The following is a 19,545-nucleotide window of genomic DNA, read 5'->3' as shown; positions in this document are numbered from 1 at the left end:
TAACGAATATGAATTTAAATCAATATACCGTAAAATCACAAGAAGCCATTCAGGCTGCACAACAAGTAGCTTTGGAGTTTGGCAACCAGAGTATTGAACCTCAACATTTACTTGAAGGTATTTTTCAGGTAGATGAAAATATATCTCCTTTCCTTTTAAAGAAATCCGAAGCAGACGCTGCTCTGGTAAGGGAAAGAAACCGTGAAAGCATAGAAAGCCTTCCTAAAGTACAAGGTGGAAATATTTATCTTTCTCAGAATGCAAATAAAGTATTGCTAGATGCCCCTAATATTGCAAAGAAAATGGGCGACGAGTTCGTAACCATCGAACATTTGTGGCTAGCATTAATTGAAACCAATTCTCCGGTTTCTCAAATGCTGAAAGACATGGGTGTTACCCGAAAATTACTGGAGGGCGCCATTAATGAACTTAGAAAAGGCAGCAAAGCTACTTCTGCAAGTTCGGAGGAAACTTACCAGTCATTGAATAAATATGCTAAGAATTTCAACGAATTAGCCGCTGAAGGCAAATTAGATCCTGTTATCGGGCGTGATGAAGAAATAAGAAGAGTTCTTCAGATCTTATCCAGAAGAACCAAAAATAACCCGATTCTGATTGGTGAACCGGGGGTTGGTAAAACGGCAATTGCAGAAGGTATAGCACACAGAATAATCTCCGGAGATGTACCGGAAAACCTGATGGACAAAACTTTATTTTCACTGGATATGGGAGCTTTGATCGCCGGAGCAAAATACAAAGGTGAATTTGAAGAGCGTTTGAAATCCGTTGTAAACGAGGTTATAAAATCTGATGGACAAATCATCCTTTTCATTGACGAGATTCACACTCTTGTAGGTGCCGGAGGCGGAGAAGGTGCAATGGATGCTGCTAATATCCTAAAGCCTGCATTGGCGAGAGGAGAACTTAGAGCCATTGGTGCAACTACATTAAATGAATATCAGAAATACTTCGAAAAAGATAAAGCCTTGGAACGCCGTTTCCAGAAAGTAATGGTGGAAGAACCAGATACTGAATCTGCAATTTCTATCCTTCGTGGTATTAAAGATAAATATGAAGCTCACCATAAAGTGAGAATAAAAGATGAGGCTATTATTGCTGCAGTAGAAATGTCACAAAGATATATCTCCGACCGTTTCCTACCGGATAAGGCGATTGACCTTATTGATGAAGCTTCTGCAAAACTAAGAATGGAGATCAATTCCAAGCCGGAAGAGTTAGATGTTCTGGATCGGAAAATAATGCAGATGGAAATTGAACTGGCTGCTATTTCCAGAGAAGGGAATCAGGTAAAAATAGATCATCTGAAAGAAGATCTGTCCAGAATAAATGAGGAGCGTAATACAATAAATGCTAAATGGCTAAAAGAAAAACAAAAATCTGAGGATTTAACTCAGATCAAAAAAGATATTGAGTCACTGAAATTAGAAGCTGAAAGAGCTTCCAGAACTGGTGATTATGCAAAAGTAGCCGAAATCCAGTATGGAAAACTTCGTGAAAAAGAAGAAGAGCTAAGCAAAGTAGAACTCGAAATGCAGAATCACCAGAACGAACTTATAAAAGAGGAAGTTACTGCAGAAAACATTTCGGAAGTTATTGCTAAGTGGACAGGTATACCGGTGACTAAGCTGATCCAGTCTGAAAGAGAAAAGTTACTTCATTTAGAAGATGAGCTTCATAAAAGAGTTGTTGGACAGGAAGAGGCTATTCAGGCAGTATCAGACGCCATTAGAAGAAATCGTGCCGGGCTTAGTGATGAAAAGAAACCTATTGGTTCATTCTTATTCCTGGGAACTACCGGTGTTGGTAAAACAGAGCTGGCAAAAGCTCTGGCCGAATTCCTTTTTGATGATGAGAACAATATGACCAGAATCGATATGAGTGAATATCAGGAACGTCATAGTGTTTCCAGATTAGTAGGTGCCCCTCCGGGATATGTAGGCTATGATGAAGGCGGACAATTAACGGAAGCCGTAAGAAGAAGACCATATTCTGTTGTCCTTCTGGATGAAATTGAAAAAGCTCACCCTGATGTTTTCAACACATTACTACAGGTATTAGATGACGGTCGTTTAACAGATAACAAAGGACGTGTGGTAAATTTCAAAAACTCAATTATCATTATGACTTCCAATCTTGGATCTCATCTGATACAAGAGAATTTTGAAAACCTTACTGATGAAAATCACGAAGAGGTAATTGAGAAAACAAAAAATGAAGTTTTTGATCTTCTAAAACAAAGTCTTCGTCCTGAATTTTTGAACAGGATTGATGAAGTAGTATTATTCCAGCCTTTAAGCAAAAAAGAGATCGGAAAAATTGTACAATATCAATTAAGAGGATTCAATGAGATGCTAGCGAAACGTAATATCATTATGACAGCTACTCAGGATGCGATTGACTATCTGATGAACAAAGGTTACGACCCTGCATTCGGAGCAAGACCTCTAAAAAGAGTAATCCAACAGGAAGTATTGAATAAACTTTCCAGAGAAATTCTCGCAGGAAATGTTAATGAGGGAGACAGAATTACATTAGATTACTTCGAAGAAAGCGGATTGGTATTTAGACCAACAGACCAGTAAGAAAACATTTTTTCATATATCATATTTTATTTATCGGATTACGCCGCAGGCATTGCTTGCGGCGTAATCTTTTATCTATTAAACACTTAACAATAAAAATCTTCAATATATAAACATGATAAATATCATATTTTTACTATATTAGCATTTCATCAAATAACAACCAAATATTTAATTATGAAAAAATTAAAAAGAAATTCACTGAAAGCTATTTCAGGTGGAAAATTAGACTGCTCATGCAGAAGAATTATCTATCCGGACGGTTCCACAAGCGGTAATTGTGCAACTGAATTCTGTACCCAAATAAGTTTTTCTTGCGGGCAAAGAGACTGCTGGCCAACACCTATTGAATAATTAAAATAATCTATCATGAAAAAGTTAGTAAGAAGTTCTTTAAAAACAATTCTAGGAGGCAAACTAGATTGCAGATGTGTCAGAATTATTTATCCAGACGGATCAACAAGTGGAAATTGCGCTACTGAAACCTGTACACAGATAAGTTTTTCTTGTGCACAAAAAGAATGCTGGCCAACGCCTATCGAATAATCAAAAATAAACCCATCATGAAAAAATTAGTAAGAAAAAGTTTAAAGCAAATTAGTGGCGGAGCTGCTATTACAGAATGCCAGGAAGATATGTCTTGTCCTAGAGGACTATGCTGTAGTACAGGCAATATTTGCAGAGATCCAAGAAAATATATGTGCATTTAATATTTCGGATATGAAAGAAAAATCATTAAACCCATTAAAAAGGAATGCACTAAAGGAAATTATTGGAGGATCTGGTCCAACACCCGGTTATCAGATTTGCATGATTATAGCAGATGATGACGGTCACATTATTGATGATAAAGTTTGCCCTGCCAGAACCTGCTGTAATTCAAACAACGAATGTGTTCCATTACGCTTAAATCAATGTTAAACACAAATTCTATTTTATAAAAAACGCTGCCAATGGCAGCGTTTCTTTTATTTTTCAAACTTCAATTCCGCAAGTACCGGAAAGTGATCCGAGGGATAAAGCAGATTTTCTCTTCTGTCATTGATATGTCTTTGTGATAAAACTCTGAAGCCTTTCACAAAAATATAATCGATGCGGTCCTTGGCCGGAACATTTATATTAAAGTCCTGAAATGTTCCTTTCGGGCCATATTGTTTTTTTTCGCTATTGTAAAAAGAATCCTTCATTTCACCAGCAATAATTTTCAATGGCTCCGTTTCTTCGGTAAGATTGAAATCCCCGGAAAGTACTACAGGATAATTTTCCTTATTCAGTTCTTTCATTTTCTTCAGAATTAGCTTTGAAGACTGCTTTCTGGCCTCATTTCCGATATGATCGAAATGCAGATTGAATGCCCAGAATTTCTTTTGGGTTTTCAGATCCTGGAACAGTGCATAGGTACATATTCTGTTTAGTGCAGCATCCCAACCTTTTGAAGGTCTATCCGGAGTTTCCGATAACCAGAAAGTATTTCCCTGAAGTTTTTTTAGTTTCTTAGTATCATAAAAAATTGCAGAAAACTCACCTTTGTCTTTACCATCATCACGACCAACACCTACATAATCATAGTCAGCCAGTCCATTTTTGATATCCTTCATCTGTTCCGGTAAAGCTTCCTGAACGCCTAAGATTGCAGGATGGTAGTAATCCATAAGATGCAAAGCTTCTTCTTTACGATTCTTCCATGAATTATCTTTATCCGAATCCGTAGACATTCGTATATTAAAGCTCATTACTTTTAGCTCCTGTCCAAAAGCTGATAAGGAAAGTCCAAACACTAATCCTAAAAAAATATTCTTCATTTATTTCTCTTTCGTAAATCTGTAATTCTTTTGACTCCTATCTGGTTTACCCTTTCCAAAAATTATTAGAAGGATTAATATCCGGTAAGTTTCCATCCGGATCAATAATCACGGTTTGAATTTCTTTTGTCGTCGGAACTTTAAATGTCCATTCTGTATTTCTTCTCCAGATTTCTACAGGTAAAGACATATCCTGCTGGCTTCCGTCTTTAAACTGAATTCTCAAATCTACAGGCATTGGCATTTTCTCCAGATTCTGGATAGTTATTACAGCACCTTTAGTATAGTTATTATCCACATATTTAACACCTGAGATTGCCTGATCCAGTTTCCAGTTATTTTGGATCCAGCTTCTCCAGAACCAACCCAGATCTTCTCCGGCCACATTCTCCATAGTACGGAAGAAGTCATCCGGAACCGGGTGTTTGTAAGCCCAACGATTAATATATTCTCTGAAAGCTTTATCAAACCTCTCCTTACCTATCACATTATTACGCAAGATCTTAAGTGCTGTTCCCGGCTTGTAATAAGCTAAAGCACCAATACTAGATTCTCTCATTGCATCTGGTGGTGTATCTACAGGTTCCAGTTTATCACTAAACAGATATCCTGTCATACCACGTGCAGAACCTTTTCTATAGTATTCCCCATTATTAAAAGCTTCCGTAGAAATACCATTGATAAATGTATTGAAACCTTCATCCATCCACGCATGCTTTCTTTCATTAGATCCTACAATCATCGGGAACCATGTATGTCCAAATTCATGATCGGTTACCCCCCATAGTCCGGCACCTTTTGAGGTATATTTACAAAATACAATCCCGGGATATTCCATACCATTTGTTATACCTGCGACATTCACTGCATTTGGGTAAGGATATTCGAACCATTGCTTAGAGTAATGCTCAATAGAAGCTTTTGTGTATTCTGTGGACCTGCTCCATGCACCCTGTCCATCACTTTCCACAGGATAAGCAGAAATAGCTAGTGACTTTTTACCGGACGGAAGATTAATTCTTGCAGCATCTAAAATAAATGCCGGTGATGCTGCAAAAGCAAAGTCACGGCTTTGTTTCATCTTAAATTTCCAAATTTTATTCCCACTTTTAGCAGTATTTTCTCCCACCTCTGAGGCTGAGCGAATCACTACAGCTTTTTCACTATTTTTAGCATCATCCCATTTTTTCAACTGCTGAGAAGAGTATACATCTTTAGGATTCTGCAGTTCTCCTGAAGCAACTACATAAAAATTATTTGGAGCAGTAATCGTAACATCAAAATCACCATATTCCAGATAAAACTCTGAAGGCCCTAAATACGGGACTGTATTCCAGCCTTTGATATCATCATATACCTCAACACGCGGATACCACTGTGCCATTGTATAAATCTTACCATTTTTCGTTTTCAGATATCCCATTCTGTCTGCTCCGTCTTCCGGAGAAACAAAAGAATAATCGATCTTAACTTTTACAGAGCCTCCGTTAGATTTCAGTTCCTTAGGCAAATCTACCTGCATTCTGGTATCTGTAATGGTATATTTTACTTCTTTACCATCTACTTTTACTGACTTTATAGCATAACCACCTTCAAAATCTGAGTTACTTGATCCATATCTTGAATTGTTAAGCGGAATCATTGCACTTCCGCGGGATTCTTTTTTGAATAAATTCTGATCGAGTTGAAACCAAATAAACTTCAGTTCATCCGGACTATTATTGGTATACTGAACTTCAGCACTCCCTGTAAAAAGATTTTGGGTATCATCTAAAGTTACATTTAAAACATAGTTAGCATGGTTTTGCCAGTATTTAGTACCCGGCTGGCCACTTGCTGAACGAAACTCGTTACCGTTATAGGTATAGAAAGGCTCTTTAAAAGCTTCTTTATAATCATAATTTGAGGCTTGTTGAGCATTCAAATTTGATACAGCTAAGAAATACGCTGAAATTGTAAAGATCTTAACAATATTTATTTTCATATATTAATTTTCCTCTAAAATTATGGAAGTTATTCTGTTACAACAAATTTTAAAAAAGAATTAAGTAAAATATAAAAACTGCTAATTCCTTATTTCAGAATTTTCTCCTGTAATAATTTCATTTGAGAAGTATTTGTTTTCTTAGGGGCATACATATTCTTTCCTTTAGACCATTCTACTTCCATATTATAAAAAACTGCAGGATCAGTAATTACCCCCGCTTGCGCTTTGTCAATAAATACTTTCCATCTATTATAGTATAAGGAACCCAATAAACCATTCCATTCTTTATGAGCATAATCTCTAAGATCTGTTTTAGGATTATTATCCGGTCCCCAGTAAGTAAGCTGGGACTTGGCATTAAACATTACATTTTGAGCATCCGGAAGTTTTTTTCCGAAGCGGTCCGCTTCTTTCAGCCATCTGTTTAAAGTAAAATGTACATTATTTCCTAAAAGCATATTCTGAGTGGTAATCATTTCCAGAAACTGACTCCCTGATTTCTGAATTTCTGAAGCCTTTTTTGCATTAATGGCTTTTACCAGCTCATCATAAACAACATCTCCTTTATTAGCCCATACCTGTCGCAGAAAATCTGTTTTATCTGTCTGATAAGTTTCCGAATCTTTAAAATCAGTGTCAGCTTTTACAAAGATCTTTACTGCTTCTTTAAATCGGTCTTGATCATAATTTCGTTTTCGTGTACCCCATGAAGATACCGGATTAACATTCAAGGAAGGCCTTGCACAGTAAATACTTTCCGATGGTCCTTCCTGATACACATCGGGACTGCTATAGATGGTCTGGGCAAATTCTTTCCACGCCTGTATTACATTCTGATTTTTCTTCCCATACCTATATTTAGTGTATTCGGCAAGCCATTGGTCGAGGGCAGGCTTCTTACTATACCATGCTATATCCAGCATAAGATCATAAGCCACAGGATTATTAAAAATACCTTCCGGAATAATTCCGATCCCTTTCAGATTTGTACCATAAACACTCTCTTTAGCTCTGAAAACCTCATCGAGAAAACGTTGTAGTTTACCATACAATCCATTTTTCTCTCCGAAGTTACTCACATTAGACCAGATAAAACTGGTTCCACCATATCCTTTTCTCTTTTCCCAATTAGCAGTATTTTCCCCAAAGAGTTCAATAATAAGTGTATTTTCTTTTTTCAGTCCCGACAACAAGCCATCTGATGGATTTTGCTGCCAACCTTGCAGAACCCAGGTACTGTTAGGGTAATTTTTCTGCATAGAGGCCTGAATATTTTCTGCAACATTTTTCAGATCCAGGCCATTTGTTTTTCCACCTTCATGAAATGGCTCACCTCCAAAATAATGAATATCTTCTCCATACAGATTTTTCATTTCAGTATAATAGGTATCTGCAATTTTAGAAAACAATTTGGTTGTAGGGTCTAAAATCCCGGGACGTTGAAATCCTCCGGCCCATTTCCCTTGTTCGATAACTGTTGCCTCACTTATTTTATTATTCAGATCATGTGGTACCATTCCATAGAACCCCTGCAATATTGGTTCAATTCCCAACTCTTTCATTCTTTTAAGAATCTTCTTTTGAAGTTCTGCCTGTTGATTCATCATATCCACACTTACCGGACCGCCCCATCCTTCAAGATTTCCCATAAGCCACCATGCTGTGAAAGCAGGCCCTGGAACAAAAGCTTTTGCTTCTGCATCTGTATAGCCCAATTTTAGTAAAGTATTATACCATACCAACTCTGTTCCCACTGGTGCTAACATTATATTGACTCCATTCAGAGCCATCCAGTCCAGTTCCTTTTCCCAATCCTCCCAGGTGTAAAAGCTGAAAGAATAGTTAATGGTACAATAGTTCAGGGCATAACGATACGGAACTAAAGAAGTCTTTTTCAATAAAGGGCTAACTACCGGAAGCTTATTTATATTTCGGATATTATTTCCAAAATGAGAAATACTCTGATGCACATAATGCTTCACATACCAATCAAGTCCTCTGGATGCTGCGCTGGCTGATGATGCAGAAATATATAATTGATTATTTCGGGTTTCTAAGGTAAAAACATCTGCCTCCTTTTCTTTTGGAATAGATTTCAGAACTAACTTACCCGAAAGCCAGGGAAATTGCCTTTGTGCAAGATTATTCACAGATTTAAAATCCTGAGCCAAACACAGCTGACATATATTCAACACGAAAACGAGTGTGGTTAAAAGAGATTTCATATTGGTTATTAAGTTTTTATGGTTGTCAAAAATAAACAAACTTGTTCAGAATAAACTTACTAACATTTTATAGCCTGCTTAAATCATATATAAAATGGCTCTATATCGATATTTATCCATAATCGATATTTTTTAACTATTCTGATTCACAAAAGTGATTGAAAAAAAATATCAGATAATCTATCTACTTTTTTTCTGTTAAATTTTAGATAATTTATGTTCAAAAATATTTTTTTCAAGAAATACAACAATCCCATAAAAACAAAGAATAGTATAAACAATCTACACATATACATTGATATATTAAAACAATTATACAGTAAATAACATTTTTTATGACATTGTATTGAAATTTCTATATATTCGCTAGACTAAATCAATCAAATTTTATTATGAAGAAATTATTCTTAGGAATGACAGCATTAGTTATGCTTGCTTCCTGTAAAAATGACCCTGAAACTGAGATGCCAGCAAACTCTCAGAACCAAACAACTCTTAATGCATCTACAGATGCAACTGCAAGACTTTGTCCATCAGAAGAAATCAGACAAAACTTGCTAAAAACAGATGCTAGCGCACTTCGCCGTTATAACAGCATCGAAGCTATGTCAGCAAATTTCGAAAAGCAAGCCAGCACAGGCAGACAACTTAGTGGCATGGCTGTTCTTCCGGACGGCACCGTGGAAATACCTGTAGTTTTCAATGTTATTTACAAAACTACAGCCGATAATCTTTCTGACGCGATCCTACAAGAACAAATTGATATTCTGAACAAAGATTATTCAGCTACAAACTCAGATATTACAAAAATTCCTTCGGAATTCCTTCCTGTAGCTGCCGGAGATGTAAAAGTAAAATTCAAGTTAGCAGCTGTTAACAGAAAACAAAGTAGCAAAAATAGCTGGAGCTATACAAACGATGCAATGAAGAAAACATCAACAGGTGGTATAAATGCAACTGACCCTTCTAAAAATCTTAATTTCTGGATTGTAAACACAATGCCTTCTCCTCAAGGTGAAATCTTGGGTTATGCTACATTCCCGGAATCTGCTGGTTTATGGAATGATGGTGTTGTACTAGGCCGCAGATATGTAGGTAAAACTGGTGCCAGCGCTCCATTTAACCTTGGAAGAACTGCAACACATGAAATCGGACACTACCTTAACCTAAGACATATCTGGGGCGATGGTTCCGGATGTGCTACAGACTATTGTGATGATACTCCGGTACAACCAACTGCAAGCACTGGGGATCCGGTATATCCAAAATACGGAACTTGCGGTGGTGTACAACGTTCATTAATGTTTATGAACTATATGGACTATTCTAATGATGGTTCGCTTTACATGTTCTCTGCAAATCAGAAAGCACGTATGCAGGCAACTACAGCATCTAACGGACCAAGAGCAGGTTTAAGATCTTAAAAAAATATAACACAGCTTCATAAAAAATCGGGATTTTACAATCCCGATTTTATTTTTTCTAACCTAAAAAGATTAGCTTGATTTTTTTGCTTTTATCATTGCCTCCAACTGATCCCACATTTCCTGCGGAATAGCTTCCAGCATATTGAATTCACCAGCGCCCTGCAACCATTCACCGCCATCTATTGTAACAACTTCTCCATTGATATACGCAGAGAAATCAGAAACCAGATAAGCTGCTAGGTTTGCTAACTCCTGATGATCCCCTACTCTTCTTAGCGGAACTTTTTTTGTCATATCAAATTTTTCCACAAGATCCCCAGGCAACAATCTCTCCCATGCACCTTTTGTGGGGAAAGGTCCCGGAGCTATTGCATTGAAACGAATTCCATATTTCGCCCATTCCACCGCAAGACTTCTTGTCATGGCCAGAACACCTGCCTTAGCGCAAGCCGACGGTACCACATAAGCAGATCCCGTCCAGGCATAAGTAGTTACAATATTCAAAACTGTACCTGGTGTTTTCGAATCTATCCAGTGCTTACCAACAGACAGTGTACAGTTTTTAGTTCCTTTCAGTACAATATCCAAAACAGAATCAAATGCAGAATGCGTTAACCGTTCCGTCGGGGAAATAAAATTACCGGCTGCATTATTTAGTAAGACATCTATTTTTCCAAACTCCTTTAGTACAGCTTCTTTCATCGCTTCCACTTCATCCCAGTTGCGGACATCACAGGAAACACAAAATACTGTACCTCCGGTTTCTGCTTCTAATTCTTTAGCTGTATTCTGAAGTTTTTCCAAATTTCTGGAAGTAATAGTAACCTTTGCTCCCAACTGCAGAAAATATTTTGTCATAGCCTTTCCAAGACCACTTCCACCTCCTGTCACTATGATAACTTTATCTTTCAATGCATCATCTTTCAGCATCGACTGTGTATATGTACTCATATTTTTTCTTTTTGGTTAAAAATACTAAATTATTCAACGGGAAAATATACCAGATTTATTTTAACACCATGTTATAAATAATACTTCGGGAGTTTTATTTACTTTTATATATTGAAAATCATTAACCAGTGCAAAAAACTAAATTCACCTTCCTTTTATTTCTTCTCACTTATTTCGGAATCAATGGACAACAATTACAAAAACTCACTCCCTACGTTCACCCCTTAATCGGAACCGAAAAAATGGGTCATACTTTTCCCGGCGCCACAGCTCCGTTTGGTTCAGTACAATTAAGCCCTGAAACCGATACAATATCCTATGAGCTGAATGGCAAATACAATGGTGATGTCTATAAATACTGTGCAGGTTACCGATATGAAGACAAAACTATTACAGGATTCAGCCATACTCATTTTAGTGGTACTGGCCATTCTGATTTAGGAGACTTTCTCGTGATGCCTACTACCGGACAGTTAAAACTAAATCCCGGCACCGCTTCTAATCCTGAAAGCGGTTATCGTTCCCGTTTCTCTCATAACGATGAAACATCCGAAGCTGGTTATTATAAAGTAAAGCTCCAGGATTATAATATCCTGGCAGAACTAACCGCTACCACACGTGTCGGTGTTCATCGTTATACTTTTCCAAAAACCGATCAGGCACATATTATTTTAGATCTTATGGCCGGAATCTACAACTATAACGATAAAAATGTATGGACCTATGTCCGTGTAAATGATGACAGGACACTTACAGGCTATCGACAAACCAACGGCTGGGCACGTACACGTACTGTTTATTTCGCCATGAAGTTCTCCAAGCCTTTCAAATCTTATGGACAAAAAAACTACGATGGCAAAAGAGTCTATAACGGCTTTTGGAGAAAATTCGATCAGAATAAAAACTTCCCGGAGATCGCAGGCAAGCAAATACGCATGTATTTTGATTTTGATACTCAGGAAAACGAAGCTATAGAAGTACAGTTAGCTATATCGCCAGTGAGCCAGGCAAATGCAATGGAAAATCTGGAAAAAGAGGCTGGCAATTTATCTTTTGAGCAAATTAAAACAAAGGCACAGGAAAACTGGAACAAAGAGCTGAATAAAATAGTCATAAAAGGCACAGAAGACCAGAAAGTTAATTTCTACACTGCCATGTACCATACCTTCATTAACCCGACTATTTACATGGATGCTAATGGAGAATACAAAGGTCTTGATCAGAACACTCACCAGGCACAGAGTTTCACCAATTATACAACCTTCTCTCTGTGGGACACCTATAGAGCACTCCATCCGTATTTCAATATTATTCAGCCTAAGAGAAATGCAGACATGGTGAAATCTATGATGGCTCATTATGAACAGTCTTCTCTCAAAATGCTGCCAATCTGGTCGCATTACGCCAATGAAAACTGGTGCATGAGTGGTTATCATAGTGTAAGCGTTATAGCTGATGCTATTATAAAAGGAAATTATACCGGCGATGCAAAAGCTGCTCTTATGGCATGTGTAGCGACTGCAAACAAACGTAACTATGAAGGTATTGGAGATTATATAGACAAAGGTTATATCCCGGCAGAAAAAAATGGAACTTCTGTTTCCAATACATTAGAATATGCCTACGATGACTGGGCAATTGCTCAACTGGCGAAACATCTGGGTGAGGCCGAAATCTATAACCAGTTTATAAAACGTTCTGAAAACTGGAGAAATAATTTTGACAAGACTACGGGCTTTATGCGCCCCCGAATGGCAGATGGCAGCTTCAAAAAAGATTTTGATCTCCTAAGCACGCACGGACAAGGCTTTATAGAAGGAAATTCTTGGAATTATAGCTTTTTTGTCCCTCACAATCCGGATGGGCTAATCCAGCAAATGGGTGGAAAACAGAAATTTGTCTCAAAATTAGATCAGTTATTTTCCATGCATCTTCCGGATGAATTCTTTGCAGACACCGAAGACATTACCCGCGAAGGTATTATTGGCGGTTATGTGCATGGGAACGAACCGGCACACCATGTGGCTTATTTTTATAACTGGGCAGGGCAACCATGGAAAACTCAGAAGCAAGTCCGCCATATTCTTGAAATGCAGTATAAATCTACGCCGGATGGATTAGGAGGAAATGATGATACCGGACAAATGAGCGCATGGTATATACTAAGTTCCCTAGGCTTTTATCCTGTTGCACCAGGATCAGAAGATTATGCTATCGGGAGCCCGGCTATAAACAACGCTGTTCTTGCACTGGAAAATGGAAAGAATTTTGAAATTGAAGCCATTGATCAGAGCCCGGAAAATGTCTATGTAAAAAAGATTCTTCTAAACGGAAAAGAGATTAAAAACTTCACTCTAAAACATTCGGATATTATGAATGGTGGAAAACTAACTTTTTATATGGGTAATAAACCAAAGAAATAGTTTTCAGTAAGAAAAAAGGCTTCGATAGTTCGTCAAGCCCACTATAAACTCAGCTCAGCCTGACACCTATGAGCTAACAGTACTGAACTCAAGTTAGAGACTGGCTCGGAGTCAATACAATGAATTATTGAAGAATACTAATGATAAAGTCTTTAATAAAATTCAAACAGGTTCTTAGTTTAACCCTAAAAGCTTATTTCACTTTTGTGATTAAGGAAATAATATATAAAATGGCCGGAAAGTATTTCCGGCCATTCTTATTGTTGATTAATATTTTTTATTTCTTATGCTTCAAAAAGCAATCTTTCCCCAAACTTACCTTCTGCAACTTCTTCATTCTCAAAAGCTAGTTGTCCGTTTACAAAGGTGTGTGTAACTTTCGAATGGAAGTTTGCTCCTTCCAATGGGCTCCATCCACATTGATACAAAAGATTGTCTTTAGCTACTGTCCAGTTTTCATCCAGATCTACCAATACCAAATCGGCTTTGTAACCCTCTTTTACATAACCACGTTTTTCTACTTTAAAGAGTATGGCAGGATTATGACACATCTTTTCCACAATCTTTTCCAAAGAGATTTTTCCATTGTGGTAATTTTCCAACATTACAACTAATGAATGTTGTACCAAAGGTCCACCGGACGGGCATTTTGTATATACATTTTGCTTTTCTTCAAATGTATGTGGGGCGTGGTCTGTAGCGATAACATCAATACGATCATCCAGCAGAGCTTCCCATAATCCATCTTTGTCTTTCTGAGTTTTCACTGCAGGATTCCATTTGATCAGAGAGCCTTTTGTCTCGTAATCATCATTGGTAAAAGTAAGGTGATGTACACATACTTCTGCCGTAATTTTTTTATCTTTTAATGGAATATCGTTTCTGAATAATTCTGTTTCTTTAGCTGTTGACAAATGGAAAATGTGCAGTCTTGCTCCTGTCTTTTTCGCCAGCTCAATAGCCTTTGATGAAGATTTATAACACGCCTCCTCACTACGGATCAGATGATGGAACTTCATCGGGATATCATCACCATACTCATCTACGTATTTTTGAGTATTTGCTCTAATTGTAGCTTCATCTTCGCAATGAACTGCGATAAGCATTTGTGTATTGCTGAAAATATTCTCCAGTGTTTCTGGATTATCAACCAGCATATTCCCTGTAGAAGAGCCTAAAAACAATTTAATTCCCGGAACATTTCTCGGATTCGTTTTCAAAAGTTCCTCTAAATTATCATTGGTACCACCCATCATAAAGCCATAGTTGGCATAGGCTTTCTCCGCTGCAATTTTGTACTTATCTTCCAATAATTCCTGCGTAACAGCATTAGGAACCGTATTGGGCTGATCTATAAAACTGGTAATTCCTCCGGCAACAGCTGCGCGGCTTTCGGACTCAATATTTCCTTTATGCGTTAGTCCCGGTTCTCTGAAATGCACCTGATCATCGATAATACCCGGCAGCAAATATTTTCCTTTAGCATCTATTACCCGATCTGCTTCTGTTTCCGGAATATTTGCTGATATTTTGGAAATAATATCATTTTCAATTAACAGGTCATTTTCAATAATTTGATTTTCATTGACGATTCTGGCATTTTTTATCAGGACTTTCATCTGGTAGCAATTTATTTAATTATCAGATAAAACTTACCAACATTGCGGTCTTCTTTCATAAAAAATCGCTAGGGAGGCTTGTTTCATTTTTATTTTTTAGATTACAACAAATGTAAGGCTTCATCCTAAAAATAAGAAATCAAAATCTATTTTTATCTTTGCGGAAATTTTTGAGCTTTGTACAAGAAACTTTTAGGGCAAACTGTCATTTATGGAATAGGCGCTATAGCACCAAGAATTATACTATTTATCCTAAATCCAATTCTGATCTACAAAATTCAGAATGATGACTTTGCTATATTCACAAACCTTTATGCTTTAATATCTTTTGTGAATATCATACTCTCTTTTGGATTTGAGACGGCGTATTTCAGATTCTCTGCAGAAAAGGACAATGAGAAAAAAACCTTCAATACTTCATTCTGGTTTTTATTCCTCACTTCCACTGTATTTCTTGGCCTTTGCTATCTTTTCAACCAACCCATTGCCAATGCTCTGGGATATCATAATAATCCGGAATACATCAAATGGTTTGCACTAATTGCATTTTTCGATAACCTTTGTGTTATTCCTTTTGCATGGCTCCGTTACAATAATATGCCTATAAAATATTCGGCAGTCAGAATTGTTCAGTCTGTCTTTCAGGCTATTTTTACAGCGGCTTTATTCTTTTGGATTCCGGAAGTATTTTCAAGAAGCATAGGATTAGACCAACCTGTAGATTACCCATTCTTCAGTAATCTTGTGGCAAGTATATTAGGATTTGCATTATTGCTCCCTATTGTAGCAAAAGTACGCCCCCAATTCGTCACCAGCCTATTTTCCAGAATGATAAAATATTCATGGCCCTTGATGTTGGCAGGACTGGCATTTATGTTTAATGAAAATTTTGATAAATCTATCCAAATTAGATTCATTTCAAAAGAAGAGGCCGGTGCCTATGGTGGCTGTTACAAGCTTGCAGTTCTGATGACTCTTTTTGTTACTGCATACAGAATGGGGATTGAACCTTTCTTCTTCAAACAAATGGATAAGGGTGATGCTAAAAAAACCTATGCAAATGTGACTGAGTATTTCACATTCTTTGCTGCTACTGTAGCAATGGGAATCATCGCTAACATATCGTGGCTGAAAAGTATTTTTATCCCAAGCAAAACTTACTGGATCGCCATAGACATTATTCCGATTATTGTTATTGCCAATCTTTGTTTCGGTATTTACTATAACTTTTCCACATGGTACAAAGTTACAGACCGTACACAAATGGGAACTATCATTTCATGGACAGGAGCTATTATCAATATTGTATTCAACATTGTAGTATTAAAATATATGGGAAGTATGATAGGCTCTGCCTGGGTCACATTTGCTGCTTATTTTGTCATGATGCTTCTCTCTTATTTCCTGGGTCAGAAATATTATCCAATTCCTTACAGAATAAAAAAAATGAGCTTCTTCCTGTTTCTACTGGGGGCGTTCAGTATTATAATAGTAAAAGTTTTCAATTATAATTTTTGGTTAAGCAACCTTTTATTTATAATTTTCGCCGGAATTTTACTCTATAGTGAGAAAAAAATGATCCTTTCAAAAATAAAAAAGTCATAGTAATGAAAATAAAAGTAATTAATAAATCTAAACACGATTTACCAAAATATCAAACCACACAATCAGCAGGAATGGACCTTTATGCAAATATCGAGGCTCCTATTACCCTACAATCTCTGGAAAGAAGAATTATCCCAACAGGATTATTCATTGAGCTTCCGGTAGGATATGAAGCTCAGGTAAGACCAAGAAGCGGACTAGCTTTCAAAAACGGTGTTACCTGCCTGAACTCTCCGGGAACAATTGATGCTGATTACCGTGGAGAAGTTGGCGTTATTCTGGCTAATTTATCTAAAGATGAATTTACAATCAACGACGGAGACCGTATTGCTCAGTTAGTAATTGCTAAGCACGAAACAGCGGAATGGATTCCGGTAGAAAGTCTTGAAGAAACGGAGCGTGGCGCCGGAGGATTCGGAAGTTCTGGCGTTGCTAAAAACTAGTTTTCTGGTTTAGCATATTTTAACATTCACTATTTTTTTGGTCTGATTTTCGCCGGTAATTTTAAAACCTTCAACATGAAAAATCCAATTCTGTATATTCTTGTAGCAGCCTCTCTGGCATCTTGTGCATCCAGAAATATCGCAAAAGAAACTACACCTAAAAATACGCACGAATCTATAAAAGACAATGCATCTTTTTTTTCACACATCCAGCAGCCATCAGCTTTTGATGCTGTGAAAATCTCCAGTAAAATCAATATAGAAAACGGAAAAATTATCCCACAGCTTAATGCTGTTTTTTATATAGAGAACAATAAGAAAGTATGGGCGAACATTACAGCTCTTTTTGGCTTAACAGGTGCACGCGGAGTTGCTACTCCGGAAGGTATTAAAGGTTATGAAAAAATAAACAGAACCTATATCGATTCCGATTTCACCTATCTGAATAATCTTTTGGGTGTAAACTTCATCAATTATCAGGCGCTGCAAAACCTACTAACAGGAAGAACTTTTGTTCCTGTGAACGATAAAGATTTCACCCTTACTCAGAATACACAGGGCTACAATCTGAAATCAGTAAAACCGCAGGAGGTTACCGTAGACGGGAAAGTTTCTGCCTATAACGTAAGCATAGATTACGATTCCGGATTCAGACTAAACAAGGTGCAGATTAATGATGCTAAATCTGATAATCAGTTAGAAATTAATTATTCAGACTGGGTTAGTGCAAACAATGAAAACTTCCCTAAGAATGTTAAAATAATTATAAAAAATAAAAAAACCGATCAAATTTTGATCGAAAATACGACCTTTGATTTTTCCAGGATGGATACACCGTATTCTGTGCCGTCTAACTATACAAAGAAAGAGATTAAATGACACAAAAGAAGCTATACTTTCTCCTATTTTCCATCATAAGCTTAGGTGCTTTCGGGCAGCAAAAAGAAAAACTCCAACAACAGAATGCTGATCTTAAAAAGCAAATTGCCACACTAAATTCAGATCTGGCAAAATCGCAAAAAGAATCCCGCCTTTCCGTTGCTTATTTGCAGAACCTAAACCAGAAAATTGGTTTACGTGAGAAACTGTACACCAATACCCAGAAGGAGAAGCGCTTCATAGAAGATGACATTTACAGACGTCAGCTGGAAATCAATAAATACAACCGTGAATTAGGTGTTCTTAGAAAAAATTATGCTGATATCCTTGTAAAAGCTTATAAAAACAAAGGTGTTCAGAATAAGGTAACCTTTATTCTTTCTTCTAAGAATTTGGGAGAAGCCCTTAGAAGAATTCAGTATTTAAAACAATATTCAGATTTTCAGGATAAAAAAGCAGCTGAAATTACAGCTAAAACCAATCAGGTAAAATCGACTGTTTCATTGCGTGAAAAATCTAAAAAAGATAAGGAGATTCTGATGCTGAATCAGCAGAAAGAGCTTAAAACAATCAATGTTGAGAGAGAACAAAAAGAAGTTCTTTTAGCTGAATTTAAACAAAATGAGGCTAAAATCGCTACTGAAATCCGCCAGAAACAGGTAGAATCTAAAAAGCTTGAGGGCGAGATCAGAAGAATCATTAATGAAGAAATCCGTATTGCTAAGGCTAAGGCTGAGGCAGAAAGAAAAGCGGAAGAAGAGAGACGTCGTTTAGCCAGAATCGCAGCTGAAAAAGAAAAAGCTCGTATTGAAGCTGAAAACCGTGCTAAAGCTGAAGCTCTGGAAAGAGAAAGAAAAGCTGCAGAAGCTGAGGCAAGAAGAGCTGCTGAATTAGCAGCGAGAAAGGCAGCGGACGAGAAGAGACGTGCTGATGAAGCTGCAAAAACTGAAGCTAATGAGAAAGCGACAGCTAAAAAATTAGCAGCTGAAAAAGAATCCCGCGAGGCAGCAGCGAGAGCCAAAGCAGCTGAAGACAGAGCTGCAGCAGCGAGAGATGCAGAAGCAAGACTGGCAAAAGCAAGCAATGATGCTAAGAAAGCAGCTGAAGATAAAGTGATGAAAGATTATGGTGCAAACACTACCTCAGGATCTAATTTTGCAGATAACAGAGGTCGTATGCCATTCCCTGTAAGAGGACAAATCACACACCGCTTTGGACGTCAGCCCCACCCTGTATTCAAGAATATTCAGGAAGAAAACTCCGGAATTAAAATATCTGTACCTGCAGGTTCAGTTGCAAAATCTGTATTCCCCGGGGTTGTAACCAAAATATTATATGTCGGAGGTTCTAAAACCGTAATGGTAAGACACGGTTCTTACTTTACGATCTACTCCAACCTAAGTTCAGTATCTGTATCTCAGAACCAACAGGTCTCTACAGGTACTCCAATCGGGCAGGTAGGACTGGATCTGGATGGCACCTATACGCTTGAATTCCAGATCTGGAACGGAAACTCTCCGGTTGATCCACTTGGATGGATTTCGAACTAAATTATATTGTATCTTTGCAGAAATAAATAAT

15 protein-coding genes are annotated in these 19,545 nt (G+C 37.3%); 10 read left to right on the top strand and 5 right to left on the bottom strand.

Features of this window, described 5'->3' with window-relative positions:
* Positions 1-8 precede the first annotated feature (8 nt).
* From clpB to C8J95_RS19020, 4 genes are all read left to right on the top strand, one after another.
* Complete coding sequence (gene clpB / locus C8J95_RS15420; protein ID WP_107809634.1) at positions 9-2,603, top strand: ATP-dependent chaperone ClpB; 2,595 nt, start codon at positions 9-11, stop codon at positions 2,601-2,603.
* Between the two features lie 177 nt (positions 2,604-2,780).
* Positions 2,781-2,957, top strand: a complete 177-nt coding sequence (locus C8J95_RS18805; protein ID WP_165689201.1) for a hypothetical protein — start codon at positions 2,781-2,783, stop codon at positions 2,955-2,957.
* A gap of 209 nt (positions 2,958-3,166) precedes the next feature.
* Positions 3,167-3,313 carry a hypothetical protein gene (locus tag C8J95_RS19025; RefSeq protein WP_234108086.1) on the top strand — a complete coding sequence of 49 codons (147 nt, stop codon included), beginning with the start codon at positions 3,167-3,169 and terminating at the stop codon, positions 3,311-3,313.
* Between the two features lie 10 nt (positions 3,314-3,323).
* The gene (locus tag C8J95_RS19020; RefSeq protein WP_255412836.1) at positions 3,324-3,524 is read left to right on the top strand and encodes a hypothetical protein; all 201 of its coding nucleotides are present in this window, start codon (positions 3,324-3,326) and stop codon (positions 3,522-3,524) included.
* 47 nt (positions 3,525-3,571) lie between these two features.
* Here C8J95_RS19020 and C8J95_RS15410 read toward each other — a convergent pair whose 3' ends face one another.
* The 3 genes from C8J95_RS15410 to C8J95_RS15400 all read right to left on the bottom strand — a co-directional run bounded on the left by C8J95_RS15410 (position 3,572) and on the right by C8J95_RS15400 (position 8,617).
* The gene (locus tag C8J95_RS15410) at positions 3,572-4,405 is read right to left on the bottom strand and encodes an endonuclease/exonuclease/phosphatase family protein (protein WP_107809632.1); all 834 of its coding nucleotides are present in this window, start codon (positions 4,403-4,405) and stop codon (positions 3,572-3,574) included.
* Between the two features lie 46 nt (positions 4,406-4,451).
* The gene (locus tag C8J95_RS15405) at positions 4,452-6,389 is read right to left on the bottom strand and encodes a M1 family metallopeptidase (RefSeq protein WP_107809631.1); all 1,938 of its coding nucleotides are present in this window, start codon (positions 6,387-6,389) and stop codon (positions 4,452-4,454) included.
* 89 nt (positions 6,390-6,478) lie between these two features.
* The gene (locus tag C8J95_RS15400; protein WP_107809630.1) at positions 6,479-8,617 is read right to left on the bottom strand and encodes an alpha-N-acetylglucosaminidase; all 2,139 of its coding nucleotides are present in this window, start codon (positions 8,615-8,617) and stop codon (positions 6,479-6,481) included.
* Between the two features lie 392 nt (positions 8,618-9,009).
* Between C8J95_RS15400 and C8J95_RS15395 the strand changes: the two genes are divergently transcribed.
* Positions 9,010-10,041 carry a zinc metalloprotease gene (locus C8J95_RS15395; protein WP_107809629.1) on the top strand — a complete coding sequence of 344 codons (1,032 nt, stop codon included), beginning with the start codon at positions 9,010-9,012 and terminating at the stop codon, positions 10,039-10,041.
* Positions 10,042-10,113: 72 nt separating this feature from the next.
* On the opposite strand, the gene C8J95_RS15390 is transcribed toward C8J95_RS15395, so the two are convergent.
* Positions 10,114-10,995 (bottom strand): SDR family oxidoreductase, encoded by an 882-nt coding sequence (locus C8J95_RS15390; protein WP_078722303.1) that lies wholly within the window; start codon positions 10,993-10,995, stop codon positions 10,114-10,116.
* 128 nt (positions 10,996-11,123) lie between these two features.
* Between C8J95_RS15390 and C8J95_RS15385 the strand changes: the two genes are divergently transcribed.
* The gene (locus C8J95_RS15385; RefSeq protein ID WP_107809628.1) at positions 11,124-13,418 is read left to right on the top strand and encodes a GH92 family glycosyl hydrolase; all 2,295 of its coding nucleotides are present in this window, start codon (positions 11,124-11,126) and stop codon (positions 13,416-13,418) included.
* A 284-nt stretch (positions 13,419-13,702) separates the two neighbouring features.
* On the opposite strand, the gene C8J95_RS15380 is transcribed toward C8J95_RS15385, so the two are convergent.
* The gene (locus tag C8J95_RS15380) at positions 13,703-15,037 is read right to left on the bottom strand and encodes a dihydroorotase (RefSeq protein ID WP_107809627.1); all 1,335 of its coding nucleotides are present in this window, start codon (positions 15,035-15,037) and stop codon (positions 13,703-13,705) included.
* Positions 15,038-15,214: 177 nt separating this feature from the next.
* Here C8J95_RS15380 and C8J95_RS15375 point away from each other — a divergent pair, with 177 nt between their 5' ends.
* The 4 genes from C8J95_RS15375 (at position 15,215) to C8J95_RS15360 (ending at position 19,514) form a co-directional block, all read left to right on the top strand.
* Positions 15,215-16,642, top strand: a complete 1,428-nt coding sequence (locus C8J95_RS15375; RefSeq protein ID WP_107809626.1) for an oligosaccharide flippase family protein — start codon at positions 15,215-15,217, stop codon at positions 16,640-16,642.
* Between the two features lie 2 nt (positions 16,643-16,644).
* Positions 16,645-17,085 (top strand): dUTP diphosphatase, encoded by a 441-nt coding sequence (gene dut / locus C8J95_RS15370; RefSeq protein WP_107809625.1) that lies wholly within the window; start codon positions 16,645-16,647, stop codon positions 17,083-17,085.
* A gap of 75 nt (positions 17,086-17,160) precedes the next feature.
* Complete coding sequence (locus C8J95_RS15365) at positions 17,161-17,964, top strand: DUF4292 domain-containing protein (RefSeq protein ID WP_107809624.1); 804 nt, start codon at positions 17,161-17,163, stop codon at positions 17,962-17,964.
* A complete protein-coding gene (locus C8J95_RS15360) occupies positions 17,961-19,514 on the top strand; it encodes a murein hydrolase activator EnvC (protein ID WP_107809623.1) in 1,554 nt (517 codons plus the stop codon). Before C8J95_RS15365 ends, C8J95_RS15360 begins: the two co-directional genes overlap by 4 nt.
* Positions 19,515-19,545 lie beyond the last annotated feature (31 nt).

Origin of the sequence: Elizabethkingia sp. YR214, from assembly GCF_003058195.1 — a bacterium.
Lineage (GTDB): Bacteria > Bacteroidota > Bacteroidia > Flavobacteriales > Weeksellaceae > Elizabethkingia.
Note: the sequence above shows the minus strand (reverse complement) of the source record. Positions and strands in the feature narration are given on the sequence as shown.